Source organism: Psychrobacter sp. PG1 (assembly GCF_014897815.1).
Classification (GTDB): Bacteria; Pseudomonadota; Gammaproteobacteria; order Pseudomonadales; family Moraxellaceae; genus Psychrobacter.
Genome location: NZ_JABUZG010000022.1, coordinates 1 through 17069, shown reverse-complemented (window position 1 = coordinate 17069; position 17069 = coordinate 1). Strand labels below are relative to the sequence as shown.

Genomic DNA, 17069 nt, shown 5'->3' with positions numbered 1-17069 from the left:
TCAAGTAAATCACTCTCCGATAAAGTCGGGGCGGTTCAGTACCAAGAAGGCCGTTATCTCTGCTACATTTATCTGGCATGCTCTTAATCGACGCCGGCCACTAGCGATGATTTGCGTTTCAAACTCTGGCTTGAATGATTGGTAAAGGTCGTCAATGTAGCAGTATGGTTCGGTTAAGTTGTCCATGTAAGAAGTCCTTTTTGCATAAGTTGGTCTAGGTAAATTTACTTTAGCAATTGTGGACTTCTTTTTTGGCGCTCCCTTATCCCGAACTGGGGTCATTTAGCAAACCTTTGATTCACTACTATCTAGCAGGATAAAACGTCTCTGCACCAGGGCCTACTGGCAGACCAAATACAAACACCCAGACGCAAAATAAAATAATCCAACCAACTAAGAACGCAATTGAATAAGGTAACATCATCGCCATAAGTGTGCCAACACCAGTATTTCTCTTATAACGAATAGCAACTGCCATAATGAGACCAAAATAGCTCATCATAGGGGTAATGATATTAGTAGTCGAATCTCCAATACGGTATGCGGCCTGTATCATCTCAGGCGCATAGCCAGTTAGCATTAGCATGGGGACAAATATTGGTGCTGTCACGGCCCATTGCGCAGATGCCGAACCAAGCATCAAGTTAACCACCGCACATATCAAGATAAAACCGATCAATAAGAAAGGACCTGTTAAACCAATATCGTTTAGGAAAGTTGCACCAGATACTGCCATTACAGAACCAAGGTTTGACCAATTAAAGAAGGCGGTAAACTGCGCTGCAAAAAAGACTAAGACGATATAAATACTGAGCGAGCTCATCGCATGGCTCATCGCATCTACTACATCTTGGTTGTTTTTTATGCTACCAGTAATCTTTCCATATATATAACCAGGTATGGCAAAGAACACAAAAATAAAGACAACGATACCCTTTAAAAACGGCGAACCTGACAACAGACCTGTCTCAGCATTACGCAGGATGCCGTCAGCAGGTACCACGGTCCAAGCCAATAATAAACAGAATACCAGCATGCTAATACCAGCCCAAAAAAGTCCTTTTTTCTCAATAGTAGATACGCGCTCAGCTTTGGTATCTAATACTGAGGGATCATCGGCGTCAGTAGGATTGTACTTACCAAGGCTTGGCTCGACGATTTTCTCGGTCACAAGATAACCCAAACCACTAATCAAAAAAGTACTCACCATCATAAAGTACCAGTTGGCTTCTGCTCCAACAGTGTAAGCTGGATCGATGATACGTGCCGCTTCTTGAGTAATCCCTGATAATAAAGGATCAACTGTGCCAAGTAATAGATTAGCGCTATAGCCACCAGATACCCCAGCAAATGCCGCCGCGATACCAGCTAATGGATGTCGACCAAGAGAGTGAAATATGACCGCAGCAAGTGGTATCAAAACCACATAACCAAGCTCAGCGGCCGTGTTTGACATAATACCTGCGAACACAATAGTAAAGGTAACCATTTTCTTTGGCGCGTTTAACACTAGCCCACGTAGTGCGGCTGATATCATTCCAGAGCGCTCAGCGATACCAACACCAAGTAGTGCTACCAGCACCGTACCAAGTGGCACAAAACCAGTAAAGTTGGTCACCAAGTTTTCAACAATACGAGCTAAGCCCTCGCCGTTTAATAAATTGACGACCTCAATAGTTCCATCAGCGCTACGGCCGCTTGCACCCTCTGGTCGTGGATCGATTACCGATATACCAAAGTAAGACAGGACTGCTGAAAGAACCAGTAAAAATACTGACATCCATACAAACAAAATAACAGGATGCGGTAGTAAATTACCGAGCCACTCTACTCCTTTTAAAAACCGCTGCATGCGCGAGTCTTGCTCTGCTGCATCAAAATTATTATGTGGCGGATTGCCATTTGGCGAGTTACTTCCTTGCATAGCCGATTATCTCCTTCAAGATTAAGTACTTTTGATGCGCTTAAAGTGTATGAAAACACCGATAAAAGGTTATGATTGGAACATAATTGGAAAACAGAAACAAATAATTTTGTCTCATAAAACAAATTGTTTAGAATTTTGAGTAATAAGTAACCCCAGTTCAGAAGAAGGGAGCGCCAAAAAAGACAAAAACAAGAAGTTCACAATTGCTAAAGTAGGTTTACCAAGACCAACTTATGCAAACAGGATTTCTTCCATGAACAACTTAACCGAACTATAATGCCTCTTGGTCAGTCATCAAAGCGCTTGAGCGCAAAAATAAAGAGCTCAAATAAGCCAACGAAACTATAAGGAACGCGGGCGCTTTTATGCCTAGGAGGAAATGGGCGGACCGCCCAAGTGATGGTTGATTTTATTAATGATCATAAGTTGTAATATGAGTTCGGGCCAATATTAAAGTACTACCGCCTGCTCCGTCACCCTATCACTTCACTATACCTAAAAAATAAAACCTCTAAACGATACTCTATCTATCATTAGACTTATTTCTATTATTAAATGATATTAATATCATGATATTATCAATGAACATTAATTATTAAGTCTAATTAATAGAGGTGGCGTTATGACCGTTCGTATTTATGTGAGAGCCAGCACTAAGGATCAAGACGCTAAGAGAGCCTTATCTGACTTGATTAGCTTTAGCCAAAGCTATAACGATAACCTTGTTGAGTACGTTGAGCATTTCAGTGGTACAAAGCTCGATAGGCCAGTATTAGCTAAGCTATTAAAGGACGCTGATCAAGGCGATATTCTGCTGGTTGAAAGCGTGGACAGATTAAGCAGGCTATCTCAAGATGATTTTGCAATTCTAAAGCAGCGCATCAAAGACAAGGGCTTGCGATTGGTGGTGGCTGATCTACCAACTACGCATACGGTAAGTAAAGGCATGACAGGTGAGATCCTAACAGTGATTAACCATATGCTGATCGACTTGTTAGCAACGATGGCAAAGCTTGATAACGACAAGCGTAGAGAGCGTATCAAGCAGGGATTGGCTAACAGTGGCTATAAGCCCACCGGTAAGAAGCCTAATACAACGAAACACAATCGTATTAGAGAATTGGCCAGTCAAAATAATATGACAAAAGAGGAAATTGCTAAGGCGGTTGGCGTTGGGGTAGCTACCGTTTATCGGGTGATAAAAGAGAGCTAGACCGCCCCAGGATTGACCTATACTTTAACTTCCGTACTATAGCTTTGCTTTTTCTTAGTCATGGCAAACTCCTCATCGAGTCGTTAGTTTACTAAGTTTACTTATACGGTTTCTTCAGCATAGCTCAGGTCATAATCTCTGCTACACTTATCTGGCATGCTCTTAACCTTTGGTGTCCCGTTGCGATTAAATGAGCGTCAAACTCAGGTTTGAATTGCTGATAAAAGTCGTCAATATGGCAGTATAGTTCGGTTAGGTTGTCCATGTAAGAAGTCCTTGTTGTGAAGTTTGTCTTGGTAAACTCACTTTAGCAACTTCGGACTTCTTTTTTTATCTTTTTTTTGAGCCCTTATCCCGAACTGGGGTTATAATATTAATTAGCGTTGCACTTGGTGTGTTAATCTAAGAATTAATAAACAGTCTGCCGAAAGACTGACGCATTTTAGGATATTATTATGAAAAAACTATCAACATTGAAGAAATCTCTTGTAATGGCACTGAGTGTCACAAGCTTTAGCATGGCTTCTGTTTCAGCCACTCAAGCAGCCACTGCTATGAATGAGGTAACGGCAGCATCACAGAGTAAGATCAGTCTAGAGCAGGCGCTGGCCCTTGCTAATAAAGCGGTAAAAGGCGATATCATCAGTGCAGACTTTGATCAAGAAGATCGTAACGAAAATAGCCATTACGATATCAAAATCGTTACCAACAATAATGAACAAGAAGTCAGCGTGAATGCCAATACAGGCAAGGTTACGAAAGAAGACACAGAGCGTTTAGACAAAGAAGACTTGGCAGAATATAAGGCCATGAAACAAGCAAAAGTGAGTTTGTCTCAAGCTATAAAAAAAGCAAACCAAACGCTGAAAGGGAAAGTGCTTGAAGTAGAGTTCGACATGGATTTTGGCAAGCCTGTCTACAAAGTTGAAATTGGTAAAGGCAATCAAATTCATAAAGTCGTTGTCGATAGCATGACTGGTAAGATTACTCGCAGTCAGGTAAGCGACGTTGATCGTGATGATTAACTACTGATACCCTGTATTGCATACACTCTTAAATATTAAAAAGCCCCAAGCTACTTTCTCAAGTGGCTTGGGGTCTTTAATAGCAAGTCTAAATAAACACTTATTGGTATCTAGTGTGGGTTCATATTTGTGGATTGCTGGCCGTTTTGAGCCTTTCCTAAAAAGTGTGTAACTATTATTTAGATTGTAGAAGTACTTACACGAAATTTAGGAAAGGCTCAAATTTTTATATAAAACCAGCTATCACACATATAGTACCAAATCTAACGCTTTCGACCACACGACCAACATGTATTTAATTAAGTTATATTTCATTTTAAGGGTCAACAACCCATTAAACCTTAAAGCCTACATGCTTTCCTGTTGGTAGCTCAACATCAATACGTAGCTTGCCGCCCATGGCTTCAACATATTTTTTCATAGTTGATATTTTAAGATCATGGCCACGATTTTCTATAGCAGACAATGACGGCTGCTTAATACCTAGGGTCTGAGCAAGCTCTTTTTGAGAGATCTCAAGCTCTTCACGGAGACGGTACAGCTGGTTTTCCAAAAGCAGCTGTTCGGCCAATTGTTGAATACGAGCTTGGCTGTCTTCTGAGCGCTCCGCTAACATCTCTTGTAGTGTCTTAGTCATGTTATGGCTCTCCTAAAGTTTTGAGGTGACGCTCATACTGCTGGTCTGCAGTGGCTAGCATTTCTTTATAAAAACGCTTTTTATTGCCCTTATCACCGATACAAAGCACAATCGCTTGCCGTTTTGGATCAAAGGCAAAAAAGGCCCTGAGTGGTTTACCTCGGTGCTGAACCCGCAGCTCTTTCATGTTGGTAAATTTTGAGTCATACACAGTGTCCACTAAAGGACGACCTAAGCTTGGGCCCTGCTGCTCTAAAGCTACCAAAGCCGCTAACACCTTCTCTTGTGTCGATTGATCTTGCTGATACAGCCAATCATTGAACAGCTTCGTTGTGATGACAGTCCACATATAAAAAGTTACTATATATATTATAGTCTATATTTTACCGCTAATCGACACTCTATGCAACCAAAACGCGTGGTCACTCCTGATCTGTACTCTTATCCAGTGCCACTTGCATCTTCTCAAGCTCTATCGTTAATGCACCAGTCTTTTCTTGCTCAGCGCTATAGCTGGCCGTTACTGTTTCATACTGCTTAAGCAGCAGCTGATGATCTGTGTTTAGTGCCGCTTGCTGTTGCGTCAGCTGCTCATAAAGTCCTGACAGCTTATCGCGTTCAACGATAACCGCTTTTAACTCTCCTTTTACCTCTGCAGTAGCGTTTGCGATCTCGTTGCGCTCAATGGTAACCGCTTTTAACTCTGTCTTAGCTGCTTCAAGTTCTGCACTTAAACGAGAAACCTCTGCTTCATCACTAGCAGCGTTAGCCTCAAGTGTGGCCACTTTTGATATGTTGGCATTCAGCTCTTTTGCTTGCTGATCAAAGCTACTACGCAGATCTGCAAGCTGCCCCTGAGCGGAATCTGTTTTGGCTCGTTCAAGATCCAACTGGTGCTGAGTATCGCTGAGCGTCTGAGTTAGGATGTCACGTTCAGCAGTCACTTGAGCTGCGGTGATAGCGGCTGCCTCTGCGGTTGCCGTCACCTCGTCTAGTTGCACCAACAAATCAGCTTGCTCAATCTCTAAGGTCTTAACCGCCTCTTGCGCCTCGTCTGTCTCAGCTTGCGCCTTTGTCTTAATGCTTTCTAGAGCCTCACGCTCTTTTACCAACCGATCATTGGCAATATCAATAGCCGTCTGCCACATATCCGCACCAAGCGTTTGTAAGCGTTCAGCAATGCTACTTGGTAGCTCAACCTGTCTTAGCTGCTCTTCTTGTTGGTTATCCTGACGCCAAGACTTCATGGCTTCACTGATGGTCGTGAATGATCCACCACCCAGCGCCTTACGCACTTCGGCTAAAGTAGGCTTGATGCCTTGTTCTTGCAGTTGATCCGCAGTGTTATGAACCTGTTGGATAGTAAGCGCCACAGTCATTGTCCTTAATTTTATATAAGTAGATATGTAATGTTTGTATGATATTGTATGTAGTATAATACAATATACAACATACTACAATACAGAATACAAAAAAACCTCAGGTGATTTGAGGTGTCTTTTAATGTATTGAGTTGATGGTTGGCCGCAGACACGGATAGAGCATTAGTATTTGCCAAATGGTGAGGTTGGTGCGATAGTTACTCACTGAACGTTCTGAACAGTTGCACTGTACAGGGGCTAAAAACGTACTTGAACACTAGGTGAGCAATGAACATATCGGTGACAAAGGCAGCAAAACAGTGGGGTGTATCGAGAACCACTATCTATCAGAAGATCAATGATGGTGAGCTTTCCAGAACCGCTGACAAGAAAATTGACACCTCAGAGATGATCCGAGTATTTGGTGAGCCTGCTACTAACAAACGTACTGAACAATCAGTGAACACCAGTAATAGTACGTCCTTGAACAGTCAAAACGTACCAGACTGTACAGCGCTTGAACACCAGTTAGCACTTGAAAAGATGAAGAATGAACACTTAGAGCAGCAAGTCCGTGATCAAAAACAGCTGATAGCGAATTACCAAGAGCAAATAAGTCAGCTCAACAAAACACTAGAAAAAGCCAATGCCAGTATTCATGACTTAACGCAGATCCGACTGCTAGAATTTAAAGGTACTGACCTTGAACATAGCGATCACCAGCAACAATCACCGTTAGAGCCTGAGCCGCTATCTGAAAAAGAAGCCGCAGCTGCGCCCACACCTACCAAAAGAAAAAGATGGCTTGGGTTTTGGTTTTGATTGCTGAACAGTGCAGTCAAACGATTACGGCCTTGGCCCATTGTAAGAACGCTGCGGGGCTGGTGTATCTACTCTAGGGGTAGCATCCTGTGATTGCTCCATGCTGACAACGTCCTTGATCTCTAAATCTAAAGGCTCAGGCGCTTTGATGTCACCATATAACTCTTGATGATACGCTTTTTTGATCTCCATACCTTTAGTCCATGTCCTTAAATCTCGATTGCCACGTGACTCACTGACTCTCTCATAATCTTGCTGCCGCTCCTCTGCTAACGCCTGAAAACCCTCTTCATAAACAGTGCCCTTGAGCCTAACATTTCGCTTCATTTTAGGATGCGCCACGCTGATACTGCTTTTGGTTGCTCTCTTGATGGTTAATCCCATACCTTCTAGCGCATAACGCACACTACTACGGTTATTAAGACTGCCCTCTGCTAGGCTATGTCGCATTCTTCGATCAATGGCTTCTTTTAAAGCAAAAGTGCTCTCAGGATTAGCGATGATCTCATTATCTTCTTTTTCCTGCTCCTTCTCTTTAGACTTAGGCGGCCTATCATATGGAGTTGGCCGTGGCGCATTATTCACATAAGGGTTGATTAGCCGCTTACGCTCTGGGTCATTAGGATCTGTTAGGCCATATTCTTGATTGATGATGTTCTTAAACGCATTGACTCGTACCAGATCAGCGCCAGCATAAAATGGCTGCAGCCGCTTACCACTTCGTAGCTCTTGGCAAGGGATCACAAAATTTAGCTCAAGCCGTCCACCCTTATCAGTATGTTCAACCCACAATATATCGTACTGATCGGGCTCAAGCCCTACAAACAGTGTCTCTTCAAAGCGCTGCATGATGTCTCTTTTCTGCTTATCCGTAAACCCTTCGGCATCTTCGGTGAAAGACAGCACCCCTGCTTTATACTTTTGCTTGAATGGTGTGGTATTAATCAGCTGCTCAGTGAGCCTAGGATCGCCGTAGAGCACCTTTGCACCCTCCCTAGGGGTATCCTTAGCGCCCAATAGATAATTAAGCGGCCCTGCGCCTGATCCTTGCCCTCGCCTAAAGAATTTAACAATCATGACTCACCTCGCAAATGCTCATTAAGCAGCGCATCGATAGACGTCCTAATCGCTTTAATCTGCTCAAGTACGTTTTCATCTAATGCCTTATCGATGTTAACGTGTTTGGTGAGCTGATTTAGATTAGAGCCAATACGACCAAGAGCGCGAACTAGCTCAGGGTCAGCTGGCTTCATTGGGGTTACCCCTAAACCCAAATCACGCATCCATCCTGCCATCGTCGTTCCCTGTTGCCGCTTCTTTAGCGCAGCTAACTCATCCTCAGTGACTCGAATCGCAATCTCTTTAGTCCTTTTTTTACCGCTAATTGGTGGCATAAGACTGGCTCCTGTTCTAGGTATAGAGGTGGTTGGGGGTCAAGGGGGCGATAGCCCCTTTGTCAGCACCTAAGAGAGGATATTGTAGCGAAGCGAAAATAGCCCCCTCTTAGGACTGCTGGCTTAAAATAATAACATAATTGTCCATACCTAATATAGTTGTTATTGTGTATACCTACTTTAACTTTATTGCGTGTACCCATGTATCACCAATGTGTATACCTATGTTATTATAACTGTGTATACCCAAACTCACCCAAACTCAAAAGGTAGCTAGTATGAACAACCGATCGGAAAACATGAAAAAAGTGAACACCCTTCGCTCAGAGGTAACCACTGCTATGATCTATCTATTGGATGAATTAGAGGATGGTACAGGAGGTGATTATGATGGCTTTGATAGTTGGGATATCAAAGAAGCCCATGAGCTAAAAGGACAACTAAATTCATATCGAGCACAAAAAATAGCTCAGTTCCTCGGTAAAACTATTAGCAAGCAAAAGCTGTTGAAGTACGCCAAACCCAAAGGATATGTTTATTCTCTCTCTAATCAAGACATTGCCCAATGGTTAGAAGACAATCAACAGGCTCTACTAAAATACTCCAAATTCAACATAGGAGTCATAACAGGTGGCCAAAAATTTAACTAACGTCTTTACTCACTGGCCACTCTTATTAATCATTAACCTCAACTCACAAAACTTTCATTTTTCAAAATTTCAAATTTTTTTTTGAACCTTTCCTCTCACTCCCTCTTAATCAGTGTGCCCACTAGAGTATGCCCACAGCGTATGTCCACATAAGCAGCAAGGGCAACAGCGCCTGAGCTACTCCTAAAGGGCTCCGCGCTGTTGCCCTTGCTATGTGGACAACCCTGATGGACAACTCTGTGGACAACTGCTTGGAGGGAGAGAGGTTGAAGTTTTGGGCAACACTCACCCTAAAGCGCTTGCAGGTAAAAACCTACAAACCCTTTAGAGTATTGCCCTGACAACTGCCTGTCGGTCGATCGGCATCGTCTCGGGAAGTCATCACTGTATCAAGCTGACTCTGTCATGATTACGGCTGATAGCACCGCCTAGACACGCTCATAACCGTTATACGCTTTCTCATGCTAGCAAGGGCATACACCCAATGTACCGCTTCAAAAGACAATATAACCTCTCATTGCGTTGCTCAATATGTCTAGTAACCCCTGTCGAGAGCTTTCGTCTCACCCACGCAATGCAGTCGTCACTGAGGCCTGCCACCCATTGCTAGGGAACAGTTAAAGAGCGTTGATAGGGCGAAGGTAGCGAGCAAATAGGCGGTTTTACTGAGTAAAATTGGTAACTTACGGTAGTAATATGAGTAATTTGATTGCAAAGTAGCCTAGATTTGGCTTAAAATAGACCCTAATGGGCTTAATTGCTGGTCAAATAACGCACTGCACATGCTTATCTGGTCGTTACAGTCGTTCCCCAACGTCTGTAACCGTTAATGAACATTAAACGATAAACCCCCCTATTACGTCAAGTAGTAGGGGGGTTTATTTTTTTGTTTATTAATTATCATTTTCATATCTTAAGACAAGATCCAGTTTTTATCTTACACAAAGTGAATAACCTATGTTAAAATCCGGGAATAAAACAGGATATTTTAAAAGTAGGTTACTATGAAAGATACTCAGCAATATGTTATTGAGAAACGTAAGTCATTAGGCGTTTCTCAAAAAGAACTAGCATTGTTATTAGGGATGAAAGAAGCAGGTGAAAGGACGGTTCGTGGCTGGGAGAACGGTGAGCATAAACCTTCTGCTACAAGGTTAGCTAAGCTAGAAGCACTTAATAACAACCACCCTTTTGAGCATAGTAACAATGCTAGTGATTTCACTTTTATTGATTTGTTTGCAGGTATTGGCGGTATACGTCTGCCATTTCAAAAACAGGGCGGTGAGTGTGTTTTCACCAGTGAGATTGATAAACATGCTCAAAAGACCTACTTTGCTAATTATGGAGAGTACCCAAGTGGAGATATTACCCAAATTCAAGCCAAAGACATTCCAGATCATGATTTACTTTTAGCTGGTTTTCCTTGCCAAGCGTTCTCACAAGCAGGTCTAAAACAAGGCTTTAAAGACACACGCGGCACTATGTTTTTTGAGATTCAGCGAATTTTGGCTGAAAAACGTCCAAAAATGTTTTTATTAGAAAACGTGAAACGACTCAGAACTGATAAGAAAGGGGAAACCTTTCAAACCATCTACGATATTTTGACTGGGCAGCATAAGAACAGCATACCTGATGATGTTCCTATGAGTGCGGAAGCGCGAGAGGCTCTATCTCATAAGCTAAATTACTGGGTAGGATATGCTGTGTTAAAGGCTGCGGAATTTGGTGCGCCACAAAATAGAGAGCGTATTTTCATTGTAGGTTTTAATAAAGATTATTTTGATAAAGTCGAAAACTTTGACGAACTATTTAGTTTCCCTGAGCCTACTCATAGCAAGACCCGTGTTGGGGATATATTAGAGGATGTGCCAGCTGATGATACGGTCTATACCATATCCGATAACCTATGGGCTGGTCATCAAAAAAGAAAAGACCAACACATAAACAAAGGTAACGGCTTTGGTTACAGCTTATTTAACCATGATAGCGCGTACACCAATACCATTAGCGCACGCTACTATAAAGATGGTTCTGAGGCGTTGATAGACCAATCGCAATATGGGAAGAACCCAAGAATGCTAACTCCCCGAGAATGCGCTAGACTACAAGGCTTCCCCGAGGAGTTTTTGACTGACGCAGTATCTAAGACTCAAGCATATAAACAGTTCGGTAACTCTGTATGCGTTAAGGTCGTTGAAGCAGTAGCGGAGCAGATGATCTCAACATTTCACAAAGCTGAGGCCATTCAAAAGCAGGCTGATTTATTGGCTGTTGTCTAAAGATTCTGGAAATGGTGGATAGGTGCGGGTAATTAACGAGTCCCAATGGTTGTTATTAGCACGCCATTGGGAATAGTTACGAGCATTCCCTACATACATGCCACTATCAAAAAATACTACGCCCTGCTCAACAAGCTTAATCCAATTATCGAAGATCATTGGCTCACCAAAAGCGATTTGGTTGTAGCAGCCGTTTTTGTCTTTATTACACTTAAACCAACCATGATGGCCGAACTTCTTTGTGAGCTTATTATTTAAGTTTTCTCTATCCCAACGGGCTAGGATAACTCCTTCTTGTTGTAGGTTTGGTGGGACTATATTTGCTTTATCAGGGCGAGGGTCTTTTGAGTAGTTATAAACGATGATTATGTTCTTTGCATCATCAAAAACCATTTCTGAGCCATTATAGGTTGATGGAGAGTTAAAGTTAGGAATTGGGCTACCTGACCATGAGTAACGTCCACCCTTTTCTACATTAGGTTTACCAAACACTTCCATAAATTGCGTGCGGTCAAGATCAATTTCTTTGTCTTTAAAGATATAGTAATTAGCACTCCAATCTCCAAAAGTGGTCTTACTACCAGTAGAATTTTTCATCTCATAGCCGTATAAGTCTGGCTCGTTGTTAGCATTCGCGGCTATGCCCATTTGTCGCTCTAGCCAGTGACCTGCTTTTCCGTCATGGCGCTGATTAAAGCCGTCAATATTGGGTGATCTACCATAAACATTCTCTTTGAAAAGCTTGATAATTTGCACCTCTTCATTTGAAATAGCTTCTTGCATGAAAAACTCCTTTGTCACTAAGTAGTATCTTCTTGAAGAAGCTATCATACAGAGTGTTGAAAGGTTTTTTATCAAATTACAAGCAAGGGTTACGAATTAGATGATAAAAATTAAGAGGGCTTACCATCATAGGTAGCTTGTATGCGTATCTAAGCATTGGGGAGATAAAAATGGGCTTACTAATCGAGTAATAATGTGACAGACAACGCACAAAAAGTCGTAAGCAGTGAAATACCACCAAATAGAATTAAACTGCGTAGTTTCGTTTCGTCCTATAACAATTCAAACCCTAGCAAGAAGTACTTACTAGGGTTTGAATTGTTAATTGCTCAAGAATCTACCTAAATTAGTTGGTCTAAATCACTAACTAACGTAAATCATCCACGACCGATAGCATTGCAACTAACGAGGCTTCACCTAGCTTAATTGAACGCTCTGGTGACCAGCCTGTAGCTACATTAGGTACATTATCATTATCCTTAAAAGGCATCTCTAATGTATTAGCCAAACAATCAAAACGCTCGGCCACCCAGTTAGTAGCGAGGCTCATATTCGCTTTGCCCGGCGCATTAACCTCATAACCTTTTTCCGTTTGAAAATCGGCACTAGCTAATTTTAACACTTCTGAAAACCTCTCCCTCAAACATGCGAGGCGGTCATTATAACTTGGCACACCTTGTGAGCCTGCAAGGAATACAAAGGGCAAGGCTTCGTCACCGTGCACATCATAAAATAGATCAACACCAGTCTGCTGCATTTTATTGATCACATAAAAGACCTCAGGGCTTTTGTCTAAACTTGGGTTTGACCATTCTCTATTAAGATTAGTACCGACTGCGTTGGTGCGCAGATGTCCGCGCACACTACCATCAGGGTTCATATTAGGCACAATATAGAAGTTAGCTTTGTCCAATAATAACCTAGCGCTAGCATTATCATTATCAAGTAAGCTATGAATCAGTCCATCGACCAACCATTCAGCCATGGTTTCACCTGGATGCTGACGCGCTGTAATCCAGATACTGCGCTTATTACTATCCCCATCACCGATTTTCACTACTGTCAAATCACGCTTATCAAGCGTCTCCCCTAAATGCTCTAAAGTTACTAGCGGATGCAACTGCACTGATGCCAACAGGTCCAGATGACGCTCGTAGCTGTAAGGGGCAAAATAGGCAATCTGAATCGTGTCGTATTCCATATCCGCTTCTATGGTCAAGGTGCCGTCTTTATATGAGGTGGGCAGACGAAACCAATAATCACGATCGAATGAGGCAACCGCTTGGTAGCTATCCCAGCCTTCAAGGTATGAAGCTCCACCAGCATTAACGATGTTGAGCACATAATGCTCACCCACCTGACCTTGAATAAGAAAGTTAAACCACTGAAAAAATTCACCACCGACGTCTGGACGAATAGCTAACTGGATGTTATTTTTATCGTCTGAATTAATAACTTCGATATTACCGCTATCGAAATGGGCACTGATATGCATAATATTTCCTTAATTGGGTTTTGTAGAGTAATCAATCACACTCAAGTGAGATAAAGACACTGACTAACCCAAAATAAAAGATGAATCTAAGACAGCCTATTTTAAAGGCTAGTAGTCTAAAAAATGGACAACTACTCATCACTTTAATCAGTCAATTGTTAAAAGTTAAATAAATAGTTGCCCAGCTCTTTTGGCTTCTTCAGTCTTGGTAGATTATGCCATCAATGCCCGTAATGCCAAAACCCGGTGCATCACTTAGCGTGATTTTATAATGGTCATATATAGCGCCGCCATGAGCATGATCTTCACTGCATAATATAGGTCCATCAAGGTCAAACTTAGTGATTACACTCTTGGCAGCTGCTAGATGAACGGCTGCCGTTACGCTGACTTTTGACTCAAGCATAGACCCAATCATACATTCGACCCCGTAGACTTCTGCCATAGAGACGATCCTTAGAGCATTATGGATACCACCGGTTTTCATAAGCTTTATGTTGATGATGTCTGCTGCACCTAGTTGCATAATCTTCAAAGCGTCATAAGGCCCAAAGACACTCTCATCTGCCACCGTCGGAATATCTATATTATCGGTTACGTATTTGAATCCTGCCAAATCATGCGCCAAAACAGGCTGTTCAACAAGCTCTATATTAAGTCCAGCATCCTCCATATTCCTTAGGGCTCTAACTGCTTCTTTTGGACTCCAGCCTTGATTCGCATCAATCCTCAAGTCGATATCATAACCGACGGCATCACGTATAGATTGCATTCTTAGCATATCTTTTTTACCGTCTTTACCTACTTTTATTTTCAGCGTTTTATAGCCTAATTTAACCGCTTTAATACTATCTTGTGCCATCTCCTCAGGCTCATTGATACTGACCGTAATATCTGTGGTTAACTCTTTTCTATGGCCACCAAGTAGTTTGTATACGGGTGCATTATAGAGTTGACCAAATAGGTCGTAGATAGCGATATCAACTGCCGCTTTTGCACTGTAGTTTTTAATGACACAATTATCAAGCTTGGTCATAATGGTTTCTAGGTCTTCTATATCTAAACCTATAAGCGCCTTTTTTATATGGTCTTCAATAGCGCCAACGATGGCACCTGTAGTATCACCTGTGATAACGCCTGTCGGAGCGGCTTCACCATAGCCTATACTTCCCGTATCCGTGTGTACTTCAACGATAACATCATTGACGCTTTTAACGGTTCTAAGTGCTGTTTTGAATGGTGTGGTTAAGGGTACTGATATATACCCTATTTTTATATCTGTAATTTTCATTGCGTTTCCTTACAATTGCTTGATAAATAAGTTCAGCATATCTATTTAGCTATGCTGAACTCATATATTAGCTTTTATTTTGGTGTATTTTTTTACCGCATCTTTATAGGCAATAATGATGGCTTTTTGCGAGCTTCCAAAATATCTCGTCACTATGTCTTTTTCTATCTCAAGATCGTAGCCATCAAAGCTTTTCCCTATAAAAATGCTTTTGATAAAATTTGAGGTGATATCAACGGTAGTAGAACAACCAAGATCAATGATTTTGTCATCAGTAATATCGATGACAAAACCAATAAAGAATATCTTATATCTCTCGGTAATAGCATTATCAAGATTTGTTTTGCCGTTCCCTACTACATATACTGTGTTTTTATCATACAAACTTATCATAACGATGCCTTTTGATTATATTATTGAGAGAATACTACCTACCAATAGTCCACCACCGGTACCTACAATATAACCAAGCATTGCCATCAGGACTCCAATAGGAATTAATGCCTCTCCATAAGCAGCTGCAAGTATGGGCGCAGAGGCAACCCCGCCTACGTTTGCCAGACTGGCGACACCGCAACTGAACAGATCCAGTTTGAAGATTTTGGCGACAATTATCATCAATACCAAGTGTATGCCAAGTATCATAAAGCCCGATAAAATGTAAAGTGGCGCTTCTGTCAGTTCAGAGAATTTTGCTCCTGAAGCAATGAGACCAACTAAGGTGTAAAGCATGACGTTTGCAATCTGATTCGAACCTGGAATTTTTCCGAACTTGGTCATACCCAAGGCAATACCGATAGTTGAGGCAATGATGACCGCCCAAGTCGTACCACTCAAAAAGCTAGTGCTAGGGAGTAAGTCAGCAAGATACCATGCACCAGCAGCAATAATAAGACTTGTACCAGTAAGCATCATAAGATCAGAAAATTCGATCTCCTGTCTATGCTTTGCACTTTCTTTTTCTAGGTTTTCAGCAACCTGCTCAAGCGTGCTTCTATCCGCTTTTGTGAACTTATCGAACACTTTTGAGTAGGGGACTAAGGCTAAAAGGACCATAACCCAGACAGCATAATCAATAGAGTCAATGAGCAGGGTATAACCCATATCGGCATCATTAATCTCAAGCGCTCCCTGAATTGCTACCATATTAGCAGTACCACCCATCCAGCTTCCTGAAAGGGCTGCAAATGCTTTCCAACCTTCAGGCGGATACATGCTTTTGAATATGGCGTAAGTAATAATAAAACCAATACCGATAGTAATTGAAGCAGCAAAGAATGCTATAAGCATCTTTGGTCCAAGTTTGACGATTTGTCTTAAATCTGCTTTAAGTAGCATTAAAAAGATCATGGCAGGGAGAATGGCATGTTTTAGTGCATCGTAAGAATCTGCGATTTCTCCTGATCGCTCCCAAAGACCAATTGAAGACATAATCATGACGCCAAAGTAGATAACAACAATAGCGGGGATATACTTAAAAAATTTAAGTTTAGTATTTTTTTCCGTAAAAATAACTAAACCTGCAAAAAACACGATAATCGCGACGTATGAAAAACCATTGGTAATCATAGTATTTCCCTATAAATACAATTTATGTATGATGGTTTATCAAGTCTCTCTTATGACGTGTAATATATAATTAACTGAGTAAGGGAGTTGACTACTTGGTGGTGTATCAAAAAGTATGCTGATCAATATTTAAATAACTTTAGGTACCTTGAAAGTCTTTTAGAGTCCGAGAACCAAGTACGGACTCCTTAGATTTTTCGCGAAAGCAGCAGTTCATTGACTTGCACTAATGGAGTCAAACGGCCTAGCGATAACTTATGCAAGATATCTCTTCTTATCTTGACTTTCATAGGTAGCATAATTTTTATGCACACCACAGATTATTTTAGTATGACAAGAACCATACTAAAATGTTCAGAAGGACAGTCTAGAGAAAAAAAAGGTAAAAATCTATATCAAAAAATTCAACTCTGATTTTAAATTAGTAGACATTAACTTGGAAGATTGCAATTTCAGAAAATCCTACTTTGCTTTTTATTAATGTATACCCTAGCGGAACCAGCTATTTCACCCTTCGAACCTATTAACAGGCCACTTAAAACAGACTGCTATAATGGAACCACTTATAACAGTCTATTTAGGTATTTATGAACCGCCCCGGGATTGTCGGAGACTCAACATTC

General features: G+C 41.5%; 16 protein-coding genes and 2 pseudogenes. 5 read left to right on the top strand and 13 right to left on the bottom strand.

The window, feature by feature from the left end; translation table 11 throughout:
- Positions 1-36: 36 nt before the first annotated feature.
- Both INT03_RS14855 and INT03_RS00895 read right to left on the bottom strand, forming a co-directional pair.
- Positions 37-186, bottom strand: a pseudogene (locus INT03_RS14855) (IS982 family transposase); the annotation flags it as partial.
- 118 nt (positions 187-304) lie between these two features.
- Entirely contained in the window at positions 305-1924 is a 1620-nt protein-coding gene (locus INT03_RS00895; protein WP_087815693.1) for an AbgT family transporter, read from the bottom strand.
- 625 nt (positions 1925-2549) lie between these two features.
- Here INT03_RS00895 and INT03_RS00890 point away from each other — a divergent pair.
- Positions 2550-3140, top strand: a complete 591-nt coding sequence (locus INT03_RS00890) for a recombinase family protein (protein WP_193007193.1) — start codon at positions 2550-2552, stop codon at positions 3138-3140.
- 127 nt (positions 3141-3267) lie between these two features.
- On the opposite strand, the pseudogene INT03_RS00885 reads toward INT03_RS00890, so the two are convergent.
- A pseudogene (locus INT03_RS00885) lies at positions 3268-3405 on the bottom strand (IS982 family transposase); the annotation flags it as partial.
- 190 nt (positions 3406-3595) lie between these two features.
- Between INT03_RS00885 and INT03_RS00880 the strand changes: the two are divergent.
- Positions 3596-4165, top strand: coding sequence for a PepSY domain-containing protein (locus INT03_RS00880; protein WP_193007192.1), 570 nt, complete (start codon positions 3596-3598; stop codon positions 4163-4165).
- A 334-nt stretch (positions 4166-4499) separates the two neighbouring features.
- On the opposite strand, the gene INT03_RS00875 is transcribed toward INT03_RS00880, so the two are convergent.
- The 3 genes from INT03_RS00875 to INT03_RS00865 all read right to left on the bottom strand — a co-directional run bounded on the left by INT03_RS00875 (position 4500) and on the right by INT03_RS00865 (position 6175).
- A complete protein-coding gene (locus INT03_RS00875) occupies positions 4500-4802 on the bottom strand; it encodes a helix-turn-helix domain-containing protein (protein ID WP_193007191.1) in 303 nt (100 codons plus the stop codon).
- A gap of 1 nt (position 4803) precedes the next feature.
- On the bottom strand, positions 4804-5151 hold the full coding sequence (locus INT03_RS00870) for a type II toxin-antitoxin system RelE/ParE family toxin (protein WP_193007190.1): 348 nt from the start codon (positions 5149-5151) through the stop codon (positions 4804-4806).
- 73 nt (positions 5152-5224) lie between these two features.
- Complete coding sequence (locus INT03_RS00865) at positions 5225-6175, bottom strand: DNA-binding protein (protein WP_193007189.1); 951 nt, start codon at positions 6173-6175, stop codon at positions 5225-5227.
- A 276-nt stretch (positions 6176-6451) separates the two neighbouring features.
- Between INT03_RS00865 and INT03_RS00860 the strand changes: the two genes are divergently transcribed.
- A complete protein-coding gene (locus INT03_RS00860) occupies positions 6452-6985 on the top strand; it encodes a plasmid replication DNA-binding protein (protein WP_193007188.1) in 534 nt (177 codons plus the stop codon).
- 24 nt (positions 6986-7009) lie between these two features.
- Here the strand turns inward: INT03_RS00860 and INT03_RS00855 are convergent, their stop codons facing one another.
- A complete protein-coding gene (locus INT03_RS00855; RefSeq protein WP_193007187.1) occupies positions 7010-8062 on the bottom strand; it encodes a relaxase/mobilization nuclease domain-containing protein in 1053 nt (350 codons plus the stop codon).
- Positions 8059-8379, bottom strand: coding sequence for a plasmid mobilization protein (locus tag INT03_RS00850; protein WP_193007186.1), 321 nt, complete (start codon positions 8377-8379; stop codon positions 8059-8061). Before INT03_RS00850 ends, INT03_RS00855 begins: the two co-directional genes overlap by 4 nt.
- Before the next feature lie 278 nt (positions 8380-8657).
- On the opposite strand from INT03_RS00850, the gene INT03_RS00845 reads away from it, so the two are divergent.
- Together INT03_RS00845 and dcm are read left to right on the top strand one after the other, a co-directional pair.
- Positions 8658-9029, top strand: coding sequence for a hypothetical protein (locus tag INT03_RS00845; RefSeq protein ID WP_193007185.1), 372 nt, complete (start codon positions 8658-8660; stop codon positions 9027-9029).
- A gap of 1004 nt (positions 9030-10033) precedes the next feature.
- On the top strand, positions 10034-11308 hold the full coding sequence (dcm, locus tag INT03_RS00840; RefSeq protein ID WP_193007184.1) for a DNA (cytosine-5-)-methyltransferase: 1275 nt from the start codon (positions 10034-10036) through the stop codon (positions 11306-11308).
- Here dcm and INT03_RS00835 read toward each other — a convergent pair.
- From INT03_RS00835 to INT03_RS00815, 5 genes are all read right to left on the bottom strand, one after another.
- Complete coding sequence (locus INT03_RS00835) at positions 11291-12091, bottom strand: LlaMI family restriction endonuclease (protein ID WP_226950381.1); 801 nt, start codon at positions 12089-12091, stop codon at positions 11291-11293. The two genes, dcm and INT03_RS00835, sit on opposite strands and share 18 nt — an antisense overlap.
- Positions 12092-12458: 367 nt before the next feature.
- The gene (locus tag INT03_RS00830; protein ID WP_087815685.1) at positions 12459-13586 is read right to left on the bottom strand and encodes a M14-type cytosolic carboxypeptidase; all 1128 of its coding nucleotides are present in this window, start codon (positions 13584-13586) and stop codon (positions 12459-12461) included.
- Positions 13587-13785: 199 nt separating this feature from the next.
- A complete protein-coding gene (locus INT03_RS00825) occupies positions 13786-14877 on the bottom strand; it encodes a dipeptide epimerase (RefSeq protein WP_193007183.1) in 1092 nt (363 codons plus the stop codon).
- Between the two features lie 60 nt (positions 14878-14937).
- Positions 14938-15270, bottom strand: coding sequence for a DUF3870 domain-containing protein (locus tag INT03_RS00820; RefSeq protein ID WP_226914304.1), 333 nt, complete (start codon positions 15268-15270; stop codon positions 14938-14940).
- Positions 15271-15285: 15 nt separating this feature from the next.
- Entirely contained in the window at positions 15286-16446 is a 1161-nt protein-coding gene (locus INT03_RS00815) for a DUF819 domain-containing protein (RefSeq protein ID WP_193007182.1), read from the bottom strand.
- Positions 16447-17069 lie beyond the last annotated feature (623 nt).